Source organism: Chitinophaga filiformis (assembly GCF_900102545.1).
GTDB classification, from domain to species: Bacteria; Bacteroidota; Bacteroidia; order Chitinophagales; family Chitinophagaceae; genus Chitinophaga; species Chitinophaga filiformis.
In genome coordinates this window covers 1-24,151 of sequence record NZ_FNBN01000003.1, presented here as the reverse complement: position 1 = coordinate 24,151, position 24,151 = coordinate 1, and the positions used below count along the sequence as shown (strand labels likewise).

Sequence of the window (24,151 nt, the reverse complement as noted above, 5' to 3'; positions counted from 1 at the left end):
CTCAATAATTACTGATCAGACAACCAATTGGCGTTGTTTGCGATACCAGTTCATTTCCTGTCAAAAAATTGTTAATCGCCTGCTCCAGATACTTCCTCGTAGCTTTCACCCTTTTGGTACCCAGTCCTGTTACCCAATCATCTATCAGGCCCCTGTAATACTCTTTTCCGTTGTTGCCAATGAGCAGGGCTTCCGGGGTTACTGTTGCATTAAGATAAGTAGCCACCTTTTTATCGGTGTCCATTAATATCGGGAAAGTGATGTTGTAATCTTTTGCATATTCGGCTACTTCACTTTGTGTGAATGTACGGCCACTGATGATACCATAGAACTGCACATCCTTATACTTACGCTGCATCTCCTGTAACACAGGTGCATAGTTCTTACACAAAGGACATTCAGGTGAAAGAAAGATATATACCACAGGCTTGCCTGCAGGTTTTACAGTAAATGTTTTTCCTTTATAATCTTTTAAACGGCCGGCAGACATCACATTGGCGCTGGCAATCAATTGTGCGCTCAACGTATGTACCGACAAGATCCCCGACAACAGGGCACAAAAAAATAGTCTCGACATAACGAATTTAGTTTATCATAACAGTTATATCCGATCTGGTTGATATTAAGGCAGTGGTGTGTCTACCTTAGTTTCTTCATAACTTCTAACACGTTTCGGTTGATAAAATCTCTTGCTTCTTCTTTCTGATTTGCCTGTATGTTACATCGCAAACCAGCTGTTGTTTCTTTTCTGTCTACTTACGACTGTAAGATATACAAATAAATAAAAATATCGTATAAAGAAGGTCACTTTTTTATATCCAACTACTCTACTCAGTCTGCCAACAACATATCATTCAGGATAATATATTTGGTTTACATAAAAAGAGCCCCATCAAATGATAGGGCTCTTTATTATTTTCACTTTTCTATTTCTTATCCCACCAAACACGGCCGAAGATATCAGAAGGACCTTCTCCGAAATCCGGATTCTGGGCCATTTCTGCTAATGCAGCCTTGTTGTTGGCAATGTTCAGATTGGTTTCATCCGCAACGTTCAGAGACGCCCTTCTTGGGATCACCTGTACAACACCACTTGCTTTCATTACTTCAAGCGCCAATGGTGTAGAAGCGTTAGGCATACCTAACCTTTTAAGGATAGCCCATGCTTCGTTCGGATTCTTGTAATAGTTCAGGAATGCCTGAGAAGCGATCAGCGCTTCTCCATTACCAGCAACATACTTCACACCTGGACTGTTCTTATAGTTTGCGATCTCAGCATCTGTTACCGGAACATAGTCAGGCAGTTTAGCAGTAGCCGCCATTGCATCATAGTTCCTGATGGAAGCTTCTACCCCTTTGTAGTACCAGCCTTCCGCATCAGAACCAGCTATACCTTTCGCAGCAAGCTCGGCACGCAGAAAGCAGATGTCAGCATAAGACAAGAGCGGGAAAGTAACGTGACCAGTACCCGGCAAATTGTCGTATGTATATTCAGGCTGGAACAGACGGTACTGGATGAGGGAAACAGTATCCAGATTTTGCTCGAGCCCCTTCGCATTTATGATCTTTCTTGTCCTGAAATAACCAGGATTAGCACTCACGGCGTCAGGGCTGGAAAACGCACCTACATAACGGTTGGTCGGCTGTACCGAGCCAGCAGGTAATGCACCCTGCGCCACAGCAAGATTAAAGTTTTCCGCTGAATAATCATTCTTCTGATAGAAGACCCTCAGACGTGGATCTGCATTCGCCAGCATGAAATCTACCAGGGATTTGGATGAATGGAAACCAAGCGGATTCCAGTTACCACCCTCTGTGAATTTATCACCTGCGACCAGTTCCAGATCATCTGAATTATCTTCAAACAAACCACCTGCAGCCAGTACTTCAGTAGCAATGCTCTTCAGTTTTTCGGGCGCTACTTTAGACAGACGTGAAGCTATCTTCAGACGCAGGGAATTAGCACATTTCAGCCATTTTGCAGATACACCTCCATAGTAGGGATCATTTGATCCGTAAGTAGTCTGCGCTACAGAATTGTCAGCCAGTGTAGCTGCAATTGCTTTCAGCTCTGTATCCCACAGGTCATACAGTGCTGCCTGTGTATCGTATTTAGGAGTAATAGTACCACCGTAACGTGCCTGGAAAGCCTCTGAGTAAGGAATGCTACCGTTGATGTCAGATACATACCATGCGTAGTAAATATTCATCAGCTTTGCGATCGCCTTTTCGTGCGCTCTCTTCGCCTGATCCTCTGCAGGCATAGCCTCAATCAGCTTCACTACGTTCACCAGGTTATTACCTACCCTGGTGTAATAATATCCATAACGGTTGTTAGCGTTACCGGTATTATCGCTAATGAAGTTTGCAGTGTTACCTCCGTTCAATGTTGTCATTTCTGTGAACGGCATGATAGTGCGGTAGAAGTCGTAATAGTATTCGAAGTCACCACTGTGTATCTGTACAACAGCATTCACGAATTGCCCTTCAGGGGTCACTGTAGGCAGTTTCTCGGGATCTGTATTGATTTCTGCAAACTTGCTTTTCTGACAAGCTGCGAATGTGCTCAGCATCATCGCATAAATGCCATACTTTTTAAACTTGCTATATATAGTTGTCATCTGTTTTCTTTTTTCTTCTTGAATTATTTGTCTCTCTTATTAGAAGGAAGCCTGCAGGTTGAAGCCCATGCTTCTTACGAAAGGAATACCACCATAGTCAGCTGCTGAAGCAGATGAGTTGTTGTACAGACCTTCCGGGTTCAGACCAGCTGGCAGGCTGTTGTAGATATAAAAGAGGTTTCTTCCCACCAGGTTTATACGCAGGTTGTTCAGCTTCAGTTTAGAGTAAACAGAAGAAGGAACATTGTAACCTACAGTTACCTCACGCACTGCTACCCATGAATTTGTGAAGATGGCATTTTCACGGATACCCTGTCCCCATGAACCGAGGCGATAATAATATTCCCATGCATGTTTTGGTCTTACCAGGCCCTGCTCGTAAGCCTGCTGGTAGGTCATACCACTTGCATCAACTGCCGCACCACCATTGATCGGGGTCAGAGATACACCTTTTGCAAACACACCGTCCGGGATCATACCATCATTATACGCTGTACCGGCAGCATCAGTCCATGCGAGACCACCACTTTCTTTATCACGTCCTGGCAGTGTATTTTTCAGTGTACCATCTGCATAAGCATAGTTGTAAGTAGCAGAAGAGTATTTACCACCTACTTTAGCATCTAACAGCACATTCAGATTAAAGTTTTTATATCTGAAACCGTTGGTCCAGGAAGTCAGGAATTTAGGCTGGATAGTACCGATATCAACATAACCAAGACCTGCATCGCTGGAACGCATAAAGCGACCGACAGAATTCAGTACTTTCTTACCATTAGCAGCAGGTTTTGCCGGATCGTTGTAATATGTGTACGCATATTTAGTCTGCATTACACCATACTCTGCACCTTTACGGGCAATTACCAGTACATCGCTCCCCTGAGAATAACCGTTAGGCAGTTCCATTGCATTTACACCTTCTGCAATTTCTTTTACGATGTTCTTGTTGCGGGTGAAAGAGAGAGTAGAGTTCCAGTCAAAGTTCTTAGTCTTAACAGGAACAGTGTTCAGCAATACTTCAATACCTGTGTTCTGTACGTTACCTGCGTTGATCAGACGACTGGTCACACCACTTTCCTGCGGCATGCCGATAGGTATGATCTGGTTGAAGGTATTTTTTCTGTAGGCAGCGATATCAACACCCAGTCTGTTATCCAGGAAACGGATATCAGCACCTACTTCATAGTTGCGGGTATATTCATTTTTCAGATCGTTATTACCCAATGTGTTACCATCAAAGCCATAACGTGGGATACTTCCACCACTAGCACTAATGTAGTTACTAATGAAAGAGTAAGTTCCTATACCTGTCTGATAAGCAGCAGTACCAGCACCGGTACCAGCATAGGAAGCTCTCAGTTTACCGAAAGTGAAGAACGCTGGCAGGTGGAAAGTTTCAGAGAACAACCAGGAAAGGCTCGCTGATGGATAGAAGTAATTGTTCACACCATGACCATCAGAATACATCAGGGTAGAGTTCCAGTCATTCCTACCTGTCAGGTCAAGGTATAACTGATCTTTATAGGAGAAGTTCGCAAAAGCGAAGATAGCGTCTGTTCTAACACCTTTGACGATTCTTGCAGTAGCTAGTGGGTCCTGTACAGAGTTGCTGATGTAGAACTGACCTGGCGCTTTCAGACCACCGCGTGTTTCTGCCTTGTTGTATTTACCATAACCCCATCTGTAAGTCTCAGCACCAACGGACAGGTCCATTTCCAGGCTGCTGGCCAGTTTACGGTGTCCTGATAATATAGCCTGCAGTTTACGCTGGTTCTGGGTAGTGGAAGTCAGGTTATAATAACCACCGGTGAAACCTTCGCCCTGACCCAGTTCTTTACGCTCATACTGCTGAACGTTGGTCTGCACATCGCCATTCAGTGCCAGGTTTAACCAGCTGAGGATGTCTACTTTCAGACCTAAACGACCCTGGAAGTTATCTTCATCCTGTGTGGTATTGTATTTATTCAGGGCGAAGAAAGTACCGGACATGCCATAAGGATCATTCTGCAGTACGCCTCCTTTAGGATCAATATATCTGTCTTTCCAGTATTTGGTATCGTAGTTACGTGACATTTTGTACACACTGCTGAATACGAGGTTTTCGTTACCACCGTTGATAGCAGGGTTTTCTACGTTTGTCTTGCCATAGTTAGCAGATACGTCTGCAGATACTCTTGAAGACAGTTTGTGTGTTGCACGCAGGTTAAAGTTATTACGCTTGAAATTGTTGTTTGGCGCAATACCATTTGTATAGTTGTTTGAGTAAGATAAACGGAAAGTTGTTTTATCGTTACCACCTTCTACTGCTGCGTTAGTATTGTAGTACTTACCTGTGCGATAGAGGTCCAGCAGGTTGTTTGGATGCGGAGAGAAAGTAGTCCAGTTACCCTGCCAGTCTTTTACGCGCTGGCCCAGCATTTTAGGACCAAAGCTCAGACCTGCCCAGTTGTTTTCGTCAGCGTAAGGATCGCCGTTGTTATCCTTCGGAAAATCTCCTGCTACGTTACCAACACCATATACGTTCTGGAAGTCGATTGATTTGTATGCTTTATCATACATCTCTGCATGTGTAACAGTCACGCCTAAACCTTTACGTGAAAGACCTTTCTTGGTAGTAATGATGATCACACCATTCTGGCCACGGGAGCCATACAATGCAGTAGCAGCACCACCTTTCAGTACAGAAACGCTTTCGAAGTCGTCTGGGTTCAGGTTCTTCATATAGTTACCGAAGTCCTGAGAGTTACCCCACTGGTCACCACCGGTGATACCATTCTCAAAATACACACCATCCACTACAAAGAGCGGCTGGTTATTTGCACTGAGTGAGTTGTTACCCCTGATCAGGATACGTGCACTGGACTGTGGTCCACCGCCACCTAAGGAGATGTTTACACCTGCTACTTTACCTTGCAGTGATGTAACAGGGTTTACCTGACCGGAGAGGGCTACGTCCTCACCTTTTACTTCTGTCATTGAGTAACCCAGCGCTTTGGTGGATCTCTTTACGTTCAACGCTGTTACCACAACTTCCTGTAATCCTTTCTGGTCTTCTTCCAGAGAGATATTCAGGTTACCGCTGTTACCAACAGGCGCTTCCTTTTTCAAATAGCCTATGAACGAAAATACAAGCGTGCCGGAAGGGTTGACATTCAGCTTATAACTTCCATTCATGTCTGTCACACCGCCATTGGTAGTTCCTTTCTCTGAAACACTAACGCCGGGGATCGGGTAGCCCTTCGGATCTTTAACAACGCCGGTTACTGTTACCTTCTGTTGCGCCCAGGCAAACTGGATGCATAAAACAGAAAGAACCGCAAATAAAAAAAGCGATCTCTTCATTGTTTATTCTTTTTGATTGATACTAGTGGTAGTTTAGGTATAAAGTTTAGCTATTGTCGTCGTGAGCCTGGTTAACAGGCATAGTTTCCCTGGTTGCCATCTATCATGGCATCATTAACTTATGATCATCGCCGAAAACGTTCAGATTATGTCGTCATAGACATAGGTATACTGTTTCGAAATACGTTATTGTGTAAATCCGATCATTGATTGAGATTAATATGTGGAAAAAGTTACGTTTTGAGCAACGTCCGTTCACGGTCGAAATCGTTTGGACAACGAAATACCTTGAAGAAGCTGCTTAATCTTCTTTTGTTAAAAAATTAGAAACCGTGAAAAATCTGCTACTCTTTTTCTTGCCTCCTACGATCTAAAATTTGGTTGAATTCATTATTCCTGTTATCCCTCATCACGTGTTCGTTCGTTACGTCCTTCACAATGCCTGAAATTTAATTACTGTCTTAATACTCATTTACACCGAAGGCTACAGTTCTTAAACGTTTTAGCCTTTTACTCAAAAAAAAATTGAATGCTCTGATTTTACTCTATTGTTCCCCTATGACTATGATTGTACTTGTCTCAAACTTAGATAAACTTTTAATCCCGTGCAAATAATTTTCGCAATAATTTAACAATCTCAACGTTTATCAAACGCCCTTCACTGAATTATAACATCTTCGTTGTATTACTGACTACAAGTGACTTACACGGGATTTCCTGCTATAATTATCTACCATCCTTTTTTTATGCATTCGCATGTGATACCGATGGCATAGATGATTCCCTTTTACGCAGTTCAAGAGAAAGTACTATCTGTTGAGGTGTAGTGGAACTATTATGTTCCAGTTCTGCTATCAGCAAATGAATAAGCCTCCGCCCTATTTCCTCCACTGGCTGTGCTACACAGGTAATAGAAGGGCTATGCAGACGGAAAATATCATGATCATCAAAACTTACCATCCCTATATCGGTGCCAATATGTAAACCGATAGCGCGGATACTTTCAATACCACAGATGCCAAGGTAGTTCGTAGCGAAGAAGAGTGCATCAAGGTCTTTATTGGCCTGCAGGTATTGTGTGATCTCCTGGATGAATCCTGCCCTATCAAGATCAAACGGCAGGCGTTTGATAACGTTCTTACCTGCCGGCAGACCGTGTTTCTTGAGCGCATCAACAAAACCATCCAGACGTTGCTGCATTTGTATCTGTGAGGAAGTAGTAGTGATAATACCGATCTTTTTATATCCCTGTTCCACCAGGTGGCTGACAGCCACATAGGCGCCCTGGAAGTTATCTACCACTACATAATTGGAATCTGCGATATTGGGAAAATAGCGGTCCATCAGCACTACCGGCTTCTGAAGAGATACGATTTCCTTGTCAAGATTTACTGTTGGTGTGATGATATACCCGTCTACCTGGCGGTAACGCAATACTTCCAGCAATCCCTTTGCTTTCTCCTCGTTATCTTCTGTACTTCCGAAAAGCACTTTATAACCAAATTTGTCCGCTTCATCCTCTACAACTTTGGCCACATTGGCAAAAAAACTGTTTGCAATATCTTCTACGATTAGTCCGATTGTCTTGGTTTTGCCGGTACGTAAGCCTCTTGCGAGCTGGTTTGGCTTATATTTCAACTTACCGGCTATTTTGAGTATCCTCTTGCTGACCTGTTCGCTGATCCTTTTTTCTTTTCCTTTACCATTTAATACAAAAGAAACTGTTGTAGGAGAAACACCTGCCTCTTGGGCAATATCTTTAATGGATATTCCTTTCACGAAATTCAGATTTGGTTTGATATTCATTAGAAAATTAGAACCTTAACTGCACATAGCCAAATATAATAATATTCTCCTTCTGTTTTCCGGGCTTGATTATTACGAATAAATGATGTTTTTTTAACCAAAATTCTCTAATTTGGCATTTTATAAGAAAAAGTTCTGTCAGGGGGATTTGCAATAGCTGCAATAATTGCTGCATCGAAATGCAGCAGGAACCGTATACCAGGATAGTTTGCATACACACTGTTTCGAGAGTCACACAGGGTTAAAGGGAAGTTTAAATTATAATTACATGAAACCCATTCTTATTAAAGTGGGGGCATTTGCCGACAATCAGATCACCATAATAGAGCGATGTGATCCTTATTTTAATACACCGTTTCACTTTCATCCGGAGTGTGAGCTTGTATTTGTAATGGAAAGCAATGGTAAAAGAATTGTGGGAGACAGCATCGAGAGTTTTGATGTTGGCGACATGGTTTTTCTGGGGCCGCATATTCCCCACGTATGGTACAATGATGAAAGTTACCATAAAAACAATGACCAGTTAAAAGCCCGGTCAGTTGTGATCTACTTTCCGAAAGATATTTTCGGGGATAAGTTCTACGGACTACCGGAAACAAAATCATTGACAGATCTTTTCCACAGGGCGCAGCGAGGCATGAAGATCCTCGGACCAACCTACGACATTCTGAAAGAACAGATATTGTCCCTGCCTAAGAAAGATGGACTGGAAAGGATCATTTCCCTGCTAAGTATCCTGAAGGTACTGGCAGAAACAAAAGACGTGCAATACCTGGCCAGTACAGGATATTCGCATGCTTTCAATGCAAAGGATAACCACAAGATCGATGAGGTGTTCAAATATGTAATGGGCAACTTCTCCAAGGAGATTTCCCTCCAGGATGTAGCCAGCATCACCAATCTTTCTCCCCAGTCTTTCTGCCGCTTTTTTAAGAACCGTACAAAGAAATCATTTGTACAATTCCTTAATGAAGTACGTATTGGTCATGCCTGCAAACGACTGACGGAAGAAGACTGGTCTATTGCGGAAATAGCTTACTCCTGCGGCTTTAAGAACCTTTCTAACTTCAATCGATTCTTTAAAGAGATCGTAGGTAAAACTCCCAAGGAATATAAAAACGAATTAAGACTGAAAGAAGCGTGATAACTACGCTTATTTAAGCAATAAATAGCCCTGTCATTGAATTGGCGGGGCTATGTACTGATCTTCAGCCATGTAAGCACTGTGGCTGCGCACCCGTATTGTAAATAGTTTGGTAATTGATCAAAATGTATTAATTTTCTTTCGGCTGATGATGAAAGATGCCAGCATAAATGGGATTATTTACTGATAATAAACCATTTGTCAACCAAACTCTATTTCTGTAATCCATGTATAGTAATTATACTGATCAAGAATTACTATCGCTGCTGCAAGAAGACAGTGTAAATGCTTTTAACGTTATCTACGAGCGTTACAGTCACCCTTTATACCTTTTCATTCTCAGCAAGATAGACGGTGCTGATGCCGGTAAAGACGTCCTCCAGGACCTCTTCACCTCACTGTGGGAAAGAAGGCAGTCTATCAACGTAAATGAATCCCTCAAATCTTACCTGTACCAATCCGCCAGGCATAAGATTATAGACATTTACCGCAAGAATTCCACTTACCGGAAGTACCTGCAACAGCTGATAGAGCACTTTGATGTACAACCCGGTGGTATTGCAGAGCTGGTAGACAGCAAAACCAGGACACAGGACGTTTTTGAGACCATCAATCACCTGCCGGAAAGAATGAAGGAGATCTTTATGCTAAGCCGCGTTGAGCATCAGACAGTTGAGCAGATCGCCCTCCGGCTCGGACTTTCCCAGCAAACAGTTAAAAACCAGATAACTAAAGCCCTTAAGATATTACGTGCGAACCATGCCAGGACAGATCTCGTGCTGTTCCTGCTCACCACACAGGCCATGTACTCATTTTTCGCCAATTAATGGTACCTGTACCTCACTGGTACGACATAGCTTTATCATTGGGACATTTCAAATTTGCAATCAGTGGAGCAAGAAACGATAAGGAAATTACTTGAGCGTTATAACGAAGGCCAATGCACCCCGGAAGAAGCAGCTATCATCGAAGAGTGGTTTGACAGCATTGGCGATCAATATACATCGCCTAAAAGTGAGCACGAGGTTCAGGCAGACCTCAACGCAGTACAGCGTGCGCTCATGAAACAGATACAACCGGCGCCCAGACGCCTCATGCGCCGCTCGTGGTACTACGCAGCGGCCGCTATTACCGTACTGGTAGCTGCCGGTGCATGGTTCTTCCAGCAACGGCACCAGCCGGCTACACCCGATCTTCCGGGACAGCAGCCGCTTGCCGGCAATCTGGCCAAACCTACCAGCACCGTCAATGATGGCGTTGTTACGGTCAATACACCCAAAGGCAGCAGGGAAAACATCGTACTGGAAGACGGCAGCAGGATAATATTGAATGCCGCCAGCAGGATCCGCTATCCACAACACTTCAGCGGCAATCACCGCGATATTTACCTGGAGGAAGGAGAAGCCTGGTTTGAAGCAGCTCCGGGTGCAGAGAACTCCTTCGCCGTACACGCCGGCAATGTCACTACAGTCGCATTAGGCACAACTTTTAATATACGCGCTTACACACATGAACAACGGATCACTGTTGCCCTGCTCACCGGCAAGGTAAAAGTGACCACCGGATCACAGCCATCAGTTATCTTACAGCCAAGCGAACAGGCCAGCTATGACCTTCGCTCCCTGCAGCTTGTAAAAACCGCTTTCGATACCGAAGTAGTTACAGGCTGGCAGAAAGGCTACCTGATATTCAAGGATGCTTCCTATGAACAGGTACGCAGAGGTATTGAGAACAGATACGGCGTGACAATCATCAACCAAAGCGATAAAAAAGACTGGACCTATACCGGAAACTTCAGAGAGGAAACCCTGGCAAACGTTATTGAGACCATATGCCTGACAGAATCACTTTCCTACACCATTGGAAAGGACACCGTGATACTAAAGAACAAAGAATAATGCTGGATTATCTTTTGGCTGTCAACAGACAGACACTTTTTCATTGAAGCTGCTTTTGAACGTAAATGTAAATGAGGCTATATGAGGGGAAAATCATACTTCTGTAAAGTATGTATTATTGCCGGCTTCCTGTTAATGCCTTCATTGACGGGTAGCAGGATGCTGCATGCCCAACAGCAGCCATCACCCTGCAGCGGATGCATCACCATTGCCGCTGGTAACAGAAGCCTGTCTGATGTCATGGCCGAAATAGCGAAACAAAGCCATCTTAATTTCCACTACGATAAAACAGCTATTGATCTTAATAAAAAGATCTCCCTGCATTGCAAAGACCTCCCCATCAGGGAAGTACTTGATAAACTCTCCATCCGTACAGGACTTTCTTTCCTTATAAAACAGGATAAAATCATTGTATCACCTGCTGCAATAGAAAGCATCAGCGGGAACATGGAGACCAGCGGCGCCGACAACCTGTTGCAGATAACAGGCCGTGTGCAGGATACCCGTGGCCGTCCACTGCCCGGTGCTACTATCCTCGTCAAAGGCACACACAAAGGTGTGAATACCGATGATGAAGGCTATTACGCTATCCTGGTAACGCCCGACGATATACTCATTTTCCGCTCTGTAGGTTTCCTCATTAAAGAGATCATTCCGGGGGAACAACATTCCCTGGATGTAACGTTGACGGAAAGCGTATCCGGACTGAATGAACAGGTAGTCACTGCATTAGGTATCCCCAAGAGCAACAAAGAACTCCCCTACTCCACCGGTTACCTCGTTAACGACGATATCTCCACTGTAAAAGACGCTAACGTGATCAACAGCCTTTCAGGCAAAGTAGCTGGTGTAATGATCAACAGAAGCGCTTCAGGCATTGGAGGATCTGCCAGGGTGATACTGCGGGGAAATAAATCCACCCGTGAAAACCAGCCGCTGTACATCATTGACGGCGTGCCTATGGCCAATTTCACGCCTTCACAACCTACAGATATCTGGGGCCAGTCATCCGGCATTGTAGGCACTGGTGGCAGGGATGGTGGCGATGGTATCTCCAACATCAATCCCGATGATATTGCAAGCATCAGTGTACTGAAAAGTGCTTCCTCCGCGGCTTTATACGGTAGCCAGGCAGCTAATGGCGTGATTATGATCACGACTAAAAAAGGCAATGCCGGTAAAGGACGGATCAACGTGGCCTCCGACCTGATGATAGACGCGCCCATGCTGTTGCCGAAACTGCAATTTCGCTACGGACAAACCACCAGGCCTTATAAGGATGATAAGGACAAACTGCAGCCTGGTTCCGCAGACAGCTGGGGCGATAAGATTCAGGTACGTGACCATATCAGGGATTTCTTCCGTACCGGCCTTACTTCTACCAACGGCCTTTCCTACAGCGGCGGAGCAGAGAACACGCAATACTATCTCTCGTATGCCAACACCATGAGCAGGGGGATTCTTCCTGCCAATCATTTCCAGCGGCATACCTTCAATACACGTATCACCGGCAATATGCTGAAGAAGAAACTGACCATAGATGCCAATATTTCCTACGTGATACAGGATGTGCTGAACCGCCCGTCCTCCGGTCTGTATTATAACGCCCTCACGGGATTGTATAACATGCCCCGGGGACTGGATTTCAACACTTACAAGCAATTTGAATATCATGATCCTGCCAGTAACCTGTCATTACAGAACTGGTGGAATATCCGCAGGGACCGCGACTGGACAGGATTAGACGATCAGCAGAATCCTTACTGGGTGCAATACCGTGACCAGCGCAGAGATGCCCGGTATCGGGGGATGGCCTCTCTCTCCCTGAAATATAAACTGGCCAGCTGGTTATGGCTGCAGGCAAGGGGTAATATTGATAAAAGTGCTGACCGGTATGAGATGTCTGCCTATGCAGGCACACAACAGGTGTTAAGTCCGCCAAATGGCCGGTATACACGCGAAGTGGAAACCAACACACAGCTCTATGCAGATATGATGCTGACCGGTAGCAGGCAACTGTGTCCCCAGATAAAAGTACAGGCAATGCTCGGTGTCAGCATTACCGATGTAAAAGCACATGACAGAACATTGACCAGCACCAATCCTACGGCGGCTGACGGCCTCATTGTGCCGAATGTATTTTCTATAGAGAATATCTCTGCCAAGGCACTGGACGCACAAAAAAGTATTGACAAAAAGCAGTTACAGGCGCTTTTCGGCAGTGCACAGCTGAACTGGAAACAGCGCTTATTCCTTGACCTGACAGGGCGTAACGACTGGTCCAGCACTTTTGCGTTTACCCCCATCAAAGACAAAGGATATTTCTATTATTCTGCGGGTATCAGTTCCGTACTGAGTGAATGGTTCAATTTACCAGCTGCTATCAGCTTTGCAAAGGTCCGTGTGTCATATGCCAAAGCCGGTAATGACATTGCACCTTATGCTTCCAGGCCAGCCCGGTTCCTTATTATGACCACAGCGGGCGTTCCCCGCGTCAATTTCAATACCCGGACGCCTTATCCCGGCATCTACCTGAAGCCGGAAGACAACCGCTCACTGGAAACAGGCCTCGAGTTCCGCTTCCTGAAAGACCGTGTTGGCATCGACGTTACCTGGTACAAGAACAATAACTATCAGCAATACATGGAAGTGCGGGCGCCTTCCGGTTCCGGATACCTGTTCTATTATCTGAACCTGGGTAATATCCAGAACAAAGGATGGGAAGCAACACTGAATATCGTACCTGTCCAGAAAACACAATGGAGATGGAATACTAATTTCAATCTGACGATCAATAGTAATAAAGTAGTAAAACTCAGCAACAACAGCATCCCCGGGGCAGGACCAGATAACTATTACATTCTCACTGACTTCCTGACCAACATGTACGGGTCTTTTATCAAGGAAGGAGGCTCCTGGGGAGATATTTATACCAATAAGGAATTATACAGGAATGAAAAAGGACAGCTTGTTATTGATAATCAGGGCAATCTGGTAACACGGAACGTACTAAAGAAAGTAGGTAATCCCAATCCACGTTTTATGTTAGGCTGGAATAACTCCGTCACGTACAAAAATTACGCACTCAGCTTCCTGGTAGATGGTCGCTTCGGCGGTAAGGTCATGAGTGTGACCAACTCTGTGCTGGACAGCTATGGCGTTAGTGAGGCCAGCGCCAAAGCCAGAGATGCAGGAGGCGTGACAATCAATGCGGTATATGAAAACGGGACTCCGCTTACAGGCACATACGATGAACGTAAGTATTTTGCCACTATCGGCAGCAGGGCCGGCATCGGGGAAATGTATATGTACGATGCCACAAATATCCGGCTCAGGGAAATATCACTTACCTGTAAATTACCGTTAAAGAGCAAATGGATCCACACGATGCAGGTAGGGCTCATTGGCAGGAATCTCTGCTTTTTCAAACTGGATGCCCCATTTGATCCTGAAGTATCCATGAGTAGTGGTAACGGACTGCAGGGAATAGACGTATTCGGCGTATCGGCGTTAAGAAGCATAGGCGCTAATATTAAACTCGTCTTGTAAAAAGAGCTTATGAATAATGAATAAAGGAAGATCTGTAATTAACGTAATCATTGTTTTACTCTCAGGGTTGTCTCTTCCGGTAGCCTGTACCCGCAACTTTGAGAGTATCAACACCAATCCCTACGATGTGTATGATAACGACCTGCAGGGAAACTTCAAGCTGATCGGCGATCCGCTGGTACAATCTATGCTGAACATCTATGTGAGCAGTGATGTATCGGTTACACAGCTGCAGCAGAACCTGATGGGTGACGTGTTTTCCGGTTATATGATGACGCCCAGCCCCTTCCAGGACAATCGTAACAATGTTACCTACGATCTCCTCGATAACTGGAATGACGACGCCTGGCTGACAGCTTATGGCAATGTGATGCCCAATTGCAAATTTGTCATGGATAAATGCAGGGGAAAATATCCCGACTTCTATGCCTGGGCACAGATCATCAGGGTATTGGCCATGCACAGGGTAAGCGATATTTATGGTCCCATTATTTATACGCGCTATGCCATTATCAATGCCGACCGCAGTATTGATTATGATTCACAGGAAGCAGCCTACGATGCATTTTTCAAAGATCTTGATTCAGCTGTTACCACGCTAAGTAATTATGTACCGACAGCGCCATCTGACAGATTTAAAAACTTTGATCTCTCCTACAATGGCGACTATATAAAATGGATAAAACTGGCAAATACCTTACGTTTACGACTGGCTTTACGCATATCCAATGTTTCTCCTGCAAGAGGCAGGAAAGAAGCAGAAGCTGCACTAAACCAGGAATATGGTATCCTTAGCAATCCGTCAGAAGACTTTACGATCAATATTGCGCCGCTCACACATCCACTGAATGTGATCTGCAATTCATGGAATGATATCAGGATGGGGGCCTCTATGGAATCCATCCTTTGTGGTTATCATGATCCCCGCATCGCCCGTTACTTCATTCCGTCAGACGACAGGAATGACCTTTACCGTGGTATCAGGAACGGCATTACTATCACCAGTAAAGATGCGTATTCCGGTTTTTCAAAGCTGGCCCTGCAACCATCACGTATTCAGCTGTGTACAGCGGCAGAAGCATGGTTCCTTAAAGCAGAAGCGGCACTCTATTCATGGAAAGGCGCCGGCGACGCAGAAGATAATTATGAAAAAGGAGTCTATACTTCCTTTCAACAGTATAATCTTACAGCTGCCTACAATAGTTATATCAATAATGATACATCGACTCCAAGACCCTATAGTGATCCAATCAATCCAATAAACAATGTTCCTTCTGGTAGTCCGTATCTGAGCAAGTGTACTATTAAGTGGGTACACAATGCATCGGCACATGAAAAGCTGGAACGCATTATTACACAGAAATGGATTGCTATGTATCCCGACGGACAGGAAGCCTGGTCTGAGTTCCGCCGTACCGGGTACCCTAAACTATTCCCCGTTGTAGTCAACAACAGTGGCGGTAAGATACCTTCTTCCACATTCATCCGCCGCATTCCCTTTATTCAATTCGAATACGCTACTAATCTGGCCGGTGTACAAAGAGCCATCACAACCCTGAAAGGGGAAGATAATGGCGGTACAAGATTGTGGTGGGACAAGCCATAATTTTTTTTTCGTAGTACATGGTACTATTTTATTTTCCATACGACACCTTTTTACGCGCTCATGGTACTTGTTGAGACACAAAGGGACACGGCTGCGTAACACGTATTGAACATGTCAGTATAAATATCAACTAAAACGAATCGCAACATTTCACGTGCGTGAAGAGCGCACCGGTATGCATTGTTATGCCGTTCATCAACTAAAAGGGAATAAGTATCACGTAGACATAGTATAGATGGCTTCTGAGAAAGATCGCAATGGATGCATCCGCACCCAGCTGCCCTTGCTATGTCACCATGGGTTTAAACTATTCTAATCATCCAAAAGGAGTATCTATGACAAGTAAACTACGCTTTAACAAAGCATGCATTACTGCAGGAGTAATGTTGGGTCTTATGCTTGCCGACGGCACGCAGATGGCCTTTGCTGCTCCCACGCCTTTATCCAGTATGAGGCAGCAGAAACAGGTCAGGGGAGTCGTTAGGGACAAAAGCGGCAATCCCATTCCTGGTGTTAACGTATTAATCAAAAACAGCAATGTAGGTACCACAACCGGCACAGATGGCAAGTTTGTTATTACTGTTAAATCCCCTTCAGACATTCTGGTATTCAGATTCATCGGTTTCCTTACCCAGGAAGTGGTAGCAGGAGATCAGTCATCCATCGATGTAACTCTTCAGGACGATGTAGCTAATATCAATGAAGTAGTGGTAACGGCACTGGGCATACGTAAAGAAGCCCGCAGTAATGGTTATGCTGTATCAAAAGTACAGGGTGCAGACATGACCAAAGCCAGGGAGATCAGTGTAGCCAACGCCCTGGAAGGCCGCGTGGCCGGTGTGAACAGCGCACCTCCATCTACGGGTCCCGGCGGTTCCTCCCGTGTAACTATCAGGGGTAACTCTTCCCTGAGCGGCGCCAATCAGCCATTGTATGTGGTGAATGGTATTCCCATGAACAACTCCAACCTCGGATCTGCCGGTAAATATGGCGGTACAGATTTTGGTGATGGTATCTCCAGCATTAACCCGGACGATATCGAAGATATGACCATCCTTAAAGGTGCTGCTGCTTCTGCCCTCTACGGACAACGTGGTGTTAACGGTGTGATCCTCATCACCACCAAGTCAGGTAAAGCAGGGCAGATGCAGGTAGAGCTGAACAGCAACGTCACCATTGATAAGGTAAATGATTTCCTGGACTTCCAGGAGGTATACGGACAGGGGATCAAAGGCGCGAAACCTACTACAGTAGATGCTGCTATGAACGCAGGTCTGTCAAGCTGGGGCAGTAAACTGGATGGATCACCTACCATTCAGTTCGATGGTGTATCCCGCCCTTATTCCAAACAGGGTAATCACCTCAAGGATTTCTACAAAACAGGATCCACATTCAGCAATACACTATCAGTAGCAGGCGGTAGTGATAAAACAACTTACCGTATTGCACTGGGTGATCTGCGCAGCAACGGTGTATATCCTAATACAGAATACATCCGCGACAACGTAAACATTGATCTCAATTATAAATTATCAGATAAATTCAGCGGACAGACAAACGTTATCTATGCGAAGGAAGTAACTAACAACCGTACCAACCTGAGTGATGCTCCCGGTAACGGTAACTATGCTATCGCCTTCCTGCCTGCCAACGTGGCTGCCGCCACCCTCGCTCCGGGTTACGACGCACAGATGAACGAACTAAGGTACAGCGCTGATAAGTACAGTACGAACCCATTCTTTGCTGCCAACCGCTTCATCAACAACACAAAGAAAGATCGCGTACTGGGCGTAACAAGCCTGCGTTATACGCCTTTGCCATGGTTGTTCATCCAGGCCCGCGTAGCCAATGACTACTTTGGTTTCAATGGAACTTCTATCACACCAACCGGCACTGCTTACTTTGAAAAGGGTCGCCTGGATGTGGAACGCAACCGTCAGTTCAATGAAACGAACATAGACGCGTTACTGGGTATCAACCGGGAGCTTGCCAGCAAACTGAATCTTAACTTCACCGCCGGCGCCAACCTGTTGAAGAAAAAAGATAAAGTGAACGATGTAACTGCTTCCAACTTCTCTTTCCCATTCGTTTACAATCCAACTACTGCAGCTACCAAAGACAGTAAGATCACAGAGTATAATAAAGAAGTGCAATCTGTCTATGGTTCATTGGAACTATCCTGGAACAGCACTTTATACCTGACTGTGACTGACCGTAATGATTGGAGCAGCACACTGCCGAAGCAGAACAATTCATACAATTATCCTTCTGTGAGCGGTTCCTATGTGTTCTCAGAAAATCTGAAAAGCAACTGGCTGAGTTTCGGTAAGATCAGGGCTGGTTATGCCGAAGTAGGCGGTGATGCTGAAGAGTATAAAACTGCTCTTTACTACAGCACAATGGGAAACAGCATTAACGGCGTGCCAATAGGTGATATCGACAATAAGATCCCTAACAAGGCACTGAAACCACTGAAAGTAACAGAACTGGAGATCGGTACGGAACTGAAACTGTTCAACAATCGCTTATTCGGTGACTTCAGCTGGTATAATAAACAGGCATCCAACGATATCGTAACAGCTACAGTATCTGCAGGATCCGGTTACAACAGCGCACTGGTGAATGTAGGTAAACTGGAGAACAAAGGTATAGAGCTGATGGTAGGTGGTACGCCTGTGAAAACAGCTCACTTTGCATGGACCACTGCTTTCAACTTTGCACATAACAAGAATAAAGTGATCGCACTGGCAGAAGGACAGAACTCCATGTTGGTGGAAGGTGGTGAGTCCCGTACAGAGCAAGGTTTCATCAATCATGTAGTAGGGTTGCCTTACTCCCAGATCATGGTGTATGATTTCAAACGTAACAGTAAAGGAGAACTGGTTGTCGATGCATCGGGCCTGCCACAACACACAGATGCGCTGATTGCACAGGGTACCGGCGTAGCGCCTTATACCGGTGGATGGAGCAACGACATCTCTTATGGCAGGTTCCATCTGAACTTCCTGATCGACTTCAAAGCTGGCGGTAAGATTTATTCAGGTACCAATGCTAATGCCTATAAGTATGGCTTACAGAAAGAAACACTTGAAGGACGTGAAAGTGGTGTGGTAGTAACAGGTGTTTCAGAAACAGGCGAAGCGAAAACCACTACGGTTGCCGCAGATGACTATTACGGCAAGCTGTTTACTGTCTCTGCACTGCATGTTTATAAATCAGATTTCATCAAGTTCCGCTCCCTGAGCCTGACTTATGATTTCACCAAAAAAGCATTGGGTAACAGGCTGAATGGTATCAGCGTATCACTGGTAGGCCGTAATCTTTTCTACATCAAGAAATCTACGCCCAACATCGATCCTGAGTCCAACTACAGCAACAGCAATGCGCAGGGACTGGAGTATGCAGGTCTGCCTACTACCCGTTCCTTCGGTGTTAACCTGAATGTTAAATTCTAAAAACTGGTATCATGAAATCTCTTCATAAATTATTACTCGTACTATGCCTGCCCGCGATGCTGATGATGCCGGCATGTACAAAGGACTTCGAAGATCTGAATACAGACAAGAGCAAATCCGGCGAATCCAGTGGCGTTCCTGAATTCAACTTCACCCGTGCTCTTCTGGAATATACAGGCAACAGTGACTTCAGCTATGACACATGGCGTGTGAACATCATCTACTGTTCCATGATGATGCAGCAGCTGGCTAACGTGAGCTGGTATGCAGGTGATAAATACATACAGAATGATGGCTGGGCCGCCGCTTATTTTGAACGCGCCTATCCTGATCAGATCAAGTACATCACTGACGTGATAAGGGTAACCAAAGACAATGCATACCTGTCTAACCAGTATAACATCGCCCGTATCGCCAAAGTAATGATCTTCCATCGTCTGACAGACATTTACGGAGACGTTCCTTACTCTGAAGCAGGTAAGGGTTACAGCGACCGCAACTTCACTCCGAAATATGATGCACAGCAGGAGATCTACATGGATATGCTGAAGGAACTGGATGAAGCAGCGAAGGCACTGGATGCCGGCAAAGCTGTTCCTGGTCAGGGAGACCTGATCTACAACAAAGGCGGTGCTGTTCCTGCGGCGCAGGTAGTGGCCAGCTGGAAGAAACTGGCTTATTCCCTGATGTTGCGTTTAGGTATGCGTCTGTCAAAAAGGGATGATGCAGTTGCCAAAACATGGGTAGAAAAAGCATATGCCGGCGGTCTGATCGCCTCCAATGCAGACAATGCCTTTATTCTACACGATGCATCAGGCGGCAGGACCACCGTGAACAGGGTAAGCAACATCCTTTCCGGTGAGTGGAATGCCATCAATAACGTAGGTGAAGTATGTATCAGCAAAACCTTCATGGATTTCCTGAAGAACAACAATGATCCGCGCCTGCAATACATTGCCGTGGTACCCGCCAGCAACAGTGAAATACCGGCAGATCAACTGGGTATGCCGAATGGTTATGACACCAATGGAGGTGCTACAGATATCAGCAAGGCTCCCGGTTATCCCAACGACACGAAAAAATATTCTGTGCTGAATAAAAACGTATTACTGAAGCTCAACGGACCTACTTTCCTGGTAACCTATGCACAGGTGGAACTTCTGCTGGCAGAAGCAGCGAAGAGAGGATGGAGCGTTGGTGCTGATGCCGCCACTCACTATAACAATGGCGTGAAAGCTGCCATGGAACAACTCGCGCAATACAATTCCACTGCTTCGATCAGTGGCACTGAAGTGCAGGCCTACCTGACAGCTCACCCATATGATGATGCTAAAGGTTACGACCAGATCAATACGCAATATTGGGCAGCCTGTGTGCTGGACTGGTATGAAGCATGGGCAAACTGGCGCAGAAGCGGTTATCCGCAACTGACACCGGTGAACTATGTAGGAAACGCCACCGGTGGAAAGATACCACGCAGAATGCTGTATCCTTCCTCAGAGCTTGCCTCTAACCCGACTAATTACCAGGAAGCCATTAAAAGACAAGGTACTAATGCTTTAACCACCCCTGTATGGTGGGACAAGCAGTAACAATTCTCGTATAGCCATCTATACCGCTATAAAAAAAGCAGCAATAACAAGCCGGACCTGTCCAGGTCCGGCTTTTCTATTTCAAGGCAGCTGCGACTGCGGTGTTTCTACACCTGATACCTCCTATCTTTATCATGTAAACTCAATTTATACTGGCCTCATACCACAATGCCTTACCAATGATGTCCACAACATTTTCAGCGATATAACACGATATATTTTATAAACCCCAAAATCAAACAAGGCATGTCAACCAGACTGTTACCGGCAGGTTTAATCCTCGCCTCTCTTTTCCTCCATGCATGCGGGGAAAGTAAGAAAAAGATGCCCGCGCAGACTGCGGCCAGCACAGCAACTGTCAACACAGCATTTGAACGCAACCCTCCCATTGCCACCAGCATTAAGGTAAAAGCACTTAAAGAAACGGTCAATGGCAACAATGTCCTCCTTACCGCCACCTTTCCACGTGCCGTGATCAGGGATAACGTTCATTCCATTGTTGTAAACGACGAAACACTCACACTCCGGGATGATGGCAGTGAGGGCGATGAGAAAGCAGACGATGGGATCTTTTCTGTTGCCATCAACGAAGATCTCTCTGCACTCAAAGAAGACCTGATCGCTATCCAGAATGCTAACGTGGATAAGCTGAACAAGAAAGAACACCTGTTCAGATGGAGCGGAAGGTCTGCTACAGTGATCGACAACCAGGTGAGAGAAAGTAACGTCAGAAACCTGGACTTTGACAAGGGTGCTGACATCAACCCCGACCTCTTCAAGCTGATCCCTGATCCGGAGTTAAGAGAGCGCTCCCTCATGATCACGGACCTGGGTGTTATTGAAGATCCGACCCGTACTTTTAACCCCTGTACAAAGAAAGGTAATCCTAAAGGTGTCTGGACTTTCAGTTACCTGATCTCTCAAATGGCCAATACCCCGGCCTCCGGTATCAGCGTAAACACGTTCCTTCAGTCCTGGCTGGAAAAATGGATGGCGGCGCAGACTATCAATGCGGATAACGTACCTGCCCGTACCAATATCTTCAATATAGTGATCCTTCCCTGGTTACAGGCAAGTAATCCGGGCGCCATCATCAACACCGGCAACTGGAAAACATTCAATTTCGATCTGTCGCTGGCGCCTTTCCGCCTGCTGGCGATAGTCAACCGTCTTGACCTGCGTGGCAACAGCGGTTATAAGATCAGTAATGCGGGAGAAGGCCGTTTTGTATTCTGCGTGTTAACTCCCAATTGTACCCTTCTGCGTTTTACTACCATCCTGGAATATGGCATTCCTAAAAGTACCTGTAAAGAGCTGCATGAATTTGCACAACAATGGTGGGACCTGAAGGCACTGGTACCAGGTACGGCTGCTTATAATGACGCTTTACAGAAGATTACAGACCAGTTTACGGCCGCGGGGACCAGTCCATCCAAACCTAACGGAAGTAGCTTAAATCAGCTTAGAACGAACGAAATTGCACTTGCCCGTCCCTGGGAACTGAGAGAGTTTATGATCAACAAGAAAGGCATCTTCGACGAAGTGACCGTCAAACAGGAACCTGCATTGAAATTCAACAGGTTATCTGGGGCTACAGCTGCCGACCAGCAAATACTGGCAAAATATGCCAACGACAGCACGGCCGCTATACTCGCACAAACCTACCAGGTGCCGGAAATTGAAGCTGCTTCTGGTGTAAACTTCCTGGGAGGCAAGTCACAAATGCCCGCACCCGTTCATTTCTGGGACGCCTCGAATGTTGCAGGATCTGGCTTTATCACCAACGATACGGTACGTCATATCCTCTCGATCAATACCTGCAGCGGCTGTCACGCCGGGGAAGCCAGGACCTCCGTAGGAAACCTCATTAATGATCCTGCAGGTGTTCCTCATGCATCTTTCCTACAGATAGCGCCACAACCTTTTGGCACCAAGCCCACGCTGTCTGCCTTCCTGACCGGCGATCCCTCTCAGGTAGATGGCTTGTTCCGGGTTACTGACCCAGCTGGCAGACCAACCGGGTCCCCTATTCAATGGACGTTTAATGACCTGGCCAGAAGGGCGGAAGACCTGCAATTGCTGTTAAAAACAGAATGCGGGAAATCGAGACTGGTGGGAATAGTGAGAGCACTATCATTCAGACCATTGAATTTTACTCACTAATAGCTAAAGTTCTCTGGCTACTGTAGCCAAAAAATCAGTCATTCCATTCAGTGATACAGGTGTTGCGAATCACCTTCATACAGTAACGAAATAGACATATATCTGGACGCGCTGATAGCGCGAAATTTTCTAAGCGATGTCAAAAAATAACTCAAAAAGAGTGGCAGGAAGGGTTATGATTAATCACAAAGCTAAGTGAAAAAGACGTGCGGGAAATACTGATTTTTTGCCCTTCAATTACCGCTTTGATACCGCTTTGATACCTCTAATCCTACGTTAATCCTACGTTTATAAACGTAGGATTAACGTAGGATTAGAGGTATCAAAGCGGTATTGTCAGGTCCTGAAATAGGTTTACACTTTAAAAAGTGTAAAACATGCAAAATTCAAACAATCAGGGACGCAAGGGACGTCTGGGCCCGCAGTTCCAATATGAGCAGTCGTTCATGGACAAAGTAGTGGCCGATTACATGGCCGGAGACCAAAGCATGAGCCAGGTCGCAGCTCGTTATAGGATCACTAAAACCCAAGTGGCTTATTGGTACTCTCTTTTTTCTTCCGAACTTAGGCAAACGACTTTGGAAAAACCCATAATATCTACGGCCATGACAGAACAGGAAAAAAAGGAGTTTGATGCATTGAAGAAGCAAAATGAAGAACTCCGTAAAAAGCTAGAACATGCCAATTTAAAGGCATTTGCTTTTCAGACAATGATTGAAGTTGCTGAAGAACAATTTAATATTGAGATCCAAAAAAAGCCTGGTACCAAGCCGTCTGCAGAGTAAAAGAACATTATCCTGACAAGGATTTGGGTAATGTTTGCGGACTGTTTGGTAAAACCAGACAAGCTTTTTATAAGCGAAAAAATAATGATCATCAATTGGGGCTGGAAATGGCCATTGTTCTTGACAAAGTGGAGCAAATCAGAGCTTCACAAAAGCGACTGGGCACCAGAAAACTTCATAGAATGCTATC

At 45.4% G+C, this 24,151-nt stretch carries 13 protein-coding genes; 9 read left to right on the top strand and 4 right to left on the bottom strand.

Translation table 11 applies throughout. The annotated features are described in order from the left end of the window. Window position 1: 1 nt before the first annotated feature. The 4 genes from BLR32_RS12515 to BLR32_RS12500 form a co-directional block, all read right to left on the bottom strand. Complete coding sequence (locus BLR32_RS12515) at window positions 2-577, bottom strand: redoxin domain-containing protein (protein WP_089832223.1); 576 nt, start codon at window positions 575-577, stop codon at window positions 2-4. A gap of 349 nt (window positions 578-926) precedes the next feature. Then, a complete protein-coding gene (locus BLR32_RS12510; RefSeq protein ID WP_089832221.1) occupies window positions 927-2,621 on the bottom strand; it encodes a SusD/RagB family nutrient-binding outer membrane lipoprotein in 1,695 nt (564 codons plus the stop codon). A 39-nt stretch (window positions 2,622-2,660) separates the two neighbouring features. Next, window positions 2,661-5,963, bottom strand: coding sequence for a SusC/RagA family TonB-linked outer membrane protein (locus BLR32_RS12505; RefSeq protein ID WP_089832219.1), 3,303 nt, complete (start codon window positions 5,961-5,963; stop codon window positions 2,661-2,663). A 744-nt stretch (window positions 5,964-6,707) separates the two neighbouring features. Next, the gene (locus BLR32_RS12500) at window positions 6,708-7,742 is read right to left on the bottom strand and encodes a LacI family DNA-binding transcriptional regulator (protein WP_176842256.1); all 1,035 of its coding nucleotides are present in this window, start codon (window positions 7,740-7,742) and stop codon (window positions 6,708-6,710) included. Window positions 7,743-8,037: 295 nt separating this feature from the next. Between BLR32_RS12500 and BLR32_RS12495 the strand changes: the two genes are divergently transcribed. The 9 genes from BLR32_RS12495 to BLR32_RS12455 all read left to right on the top strand — a co-directional run bounded on the left by BLR32_RS12495 (window position 8,038) and on the right by BLR32_RS12455 (window position 23,961). Beyond that, on the top strand, window positions 8,038-8,913 hold the full coding sequence (locus BLR32_RS12495; RefSeq protein WP_089832215.1) for an AraC family transcriptional regulator: 876 nt from the start codon (window positions 8,038-8,040) through the stop codon (window positions 8,911-8,913). Between the two features lie 227 nt (window positions 8,914-9,140). After that, window positions 9,141-9,740: an RNA polymerase sigma factor gene (locus BLR32_RS12490; RefSeq protein WP_089832213.1), complete on the top strand. Its 600-nt coding sequence runs from the start codon at window positions 9,141-9,143 to the stop codon at window positions 9,738-9,740. Between the two features lie 63 nt (window positions 9,741-9,803). Next, window positions 9,804-10,811, top strand: a complete 1,008-nt coding sequence (locus tag BLR32_RS12485) for a FecR family protein (RefSeq protein WP_089832211.1) — start codon at window positions 9,804-9,806, stop codon at window positions 10,809-10,811. 81 nt (window positions 10,812-10,892) lie between these two features. Continuing rightward, entirely contained in the window at window positions 10,893-14,360 is a 3,468-nt protein-coding gene (locus BLR32_RS12480) for a SusC/RagA family TonB-linked outer membrane protein (RefSeq protein WP_089832209.1), read from the top strand. A gap of 16 nt (window positions 14,361-14,376) precedes the next feature. Further along, a complete protein-coding gene (locus BLR32_RS12475; protein WP_089832207.1) occupies window positions 14,377-15,966 on the top strand; it encodes a SusD/RagB family nutrient-binding outer membrane lipoprotein in 1,590 nt (529 codons plus the stop codon). Window positions 15,967-16,301: 335 nt separating this feature from the next. After that, window positions 16,302-19,421: a SusC/RagA family TonB-linked outer membrane protein gene (locus BLR32_RS12470; protein WP_176842255.1), complete on the top strand. Its 3,120-nt coding sequence runs from the start codon at window positions 16,302-16,304 to the stop codon at window positions 19,419-19,421. An 11-nt stretch (window positions 19,422-19,432) separates the two neighbouring features. After that, window positions 19,433-21,013, top strand: a complete 1,581-nt coding sequence (locus tag BLR32_RS12465; protein ID WP_089832203.1) for a SusD/RagB family nutrient-binding outer membrane lipoprotein — start codon at window positions 19,433-19,435, stop codon at window positions 21,011-21,013. A gap of 246 nt (window positions 21,014-21,259) precedes the next feature. Then, window positions 21,260-23,176: a choice-of-anchor X domain-containing protein gene (locus tag BLR32_RS12460; RefSeq protein ID WP_089832201.1), complete on the top strand. Its 1,917-nt coding sequence runs from the start codon at window positions 21,260-21,262 to the stop codon at window positions 23,174-23,176. 377 nt (window positions 23,177-23,553) lie between these two features. Then, window positions 23,554-23,961, top strand: a complete 408-nt coding sequence (locus BLR32_RS12455) for a hypothetical protein (protein ID WP_089832199.1) — start codon at window positions 23,554-23,556, stop codon at window positions 23,959-23,961. The last annotated feature ends 190 nt before the right edge of the window (window positions 23,962-24,151 follow it).

Bases quoted from the DNA above. Each gene is read 5' to 3' on its own strand.
- BLR32_RS12515 (WP_089832223.1), bottom strand. From the start codon at position 577: ATGTCGAGACTATTTTTTTGTGCCCTGTTGTCGGGGATCTTGTCGGTA.
- BLR32_RS12510 (WP_089832221.1), bottom strand. From the start codon at position 2,621: ATGACAACTATATATAGCAAGTTTAAAAAGTATGGCATTTATGCGATG.
- BLR32_RS12505 (WP_089832219.1), bottom strand. From the start codon at position 5,963: ATGAAGAGATCGCTTTTTTTATTTGCGGTTCTTTCTGTTTTATGCATC.
- BLR32_RS12495 (WP_089832215.1), top strand. From the start codon at position 8,038: ATGAAACCCATTCTTATTAAAGTGGGGGCATTTGCCGACAATCAGATC.
- BLR32_RS12490 (WP_089832213.1), top strand. From the start codon at position 9,141: ATGTATAGTAATTATACTGATCAAGAATTACTATCGCTGCTGCAAGAA.
- BLR32_RS12480 (WP_089832209.1), top strand. From the start codon at position 10,893: ATGAGGGGAAAATCATACTTCTGTAAAGTATGTATTATTGCCGGCTTC.
- BLR32_RS12475 (WP_089832207.1), top strand. From the start codon at position 14,377: ATGAATAAAGGAAGATCTGTAATTAACGTAATCATTGTTTTACTCTCA.
- BLR32_RS12470 (WP_176842255.1), top strand. From the start codon at position 16,302: ATGACAAGTAAACTACGCTTTAACAAAGCATGCATTACTGCAGGAGTA.
- BLR32_RS12465 (WP_089832203.1), top strand. From the start codon at position 19,433: ATGAAATCTCTTCATAAATTATTACTCGTACTATGCCTGCCCGCGATG.
- BLR32_RS12460 (WP_089832201.1), top strand. From the start codon at position 21,260: ATGTCAACCAGACTGTTACCGGCAGGTTTAATCCTCGCCTCTCTTTTC.
- BLR32_RS12455 (WP_089832199.1), top strand. From the start codon at position 23,554: ATGCAAAATTCAAACAATCAGGGACGCAAGGGACGTCTGGGCCCGCAG.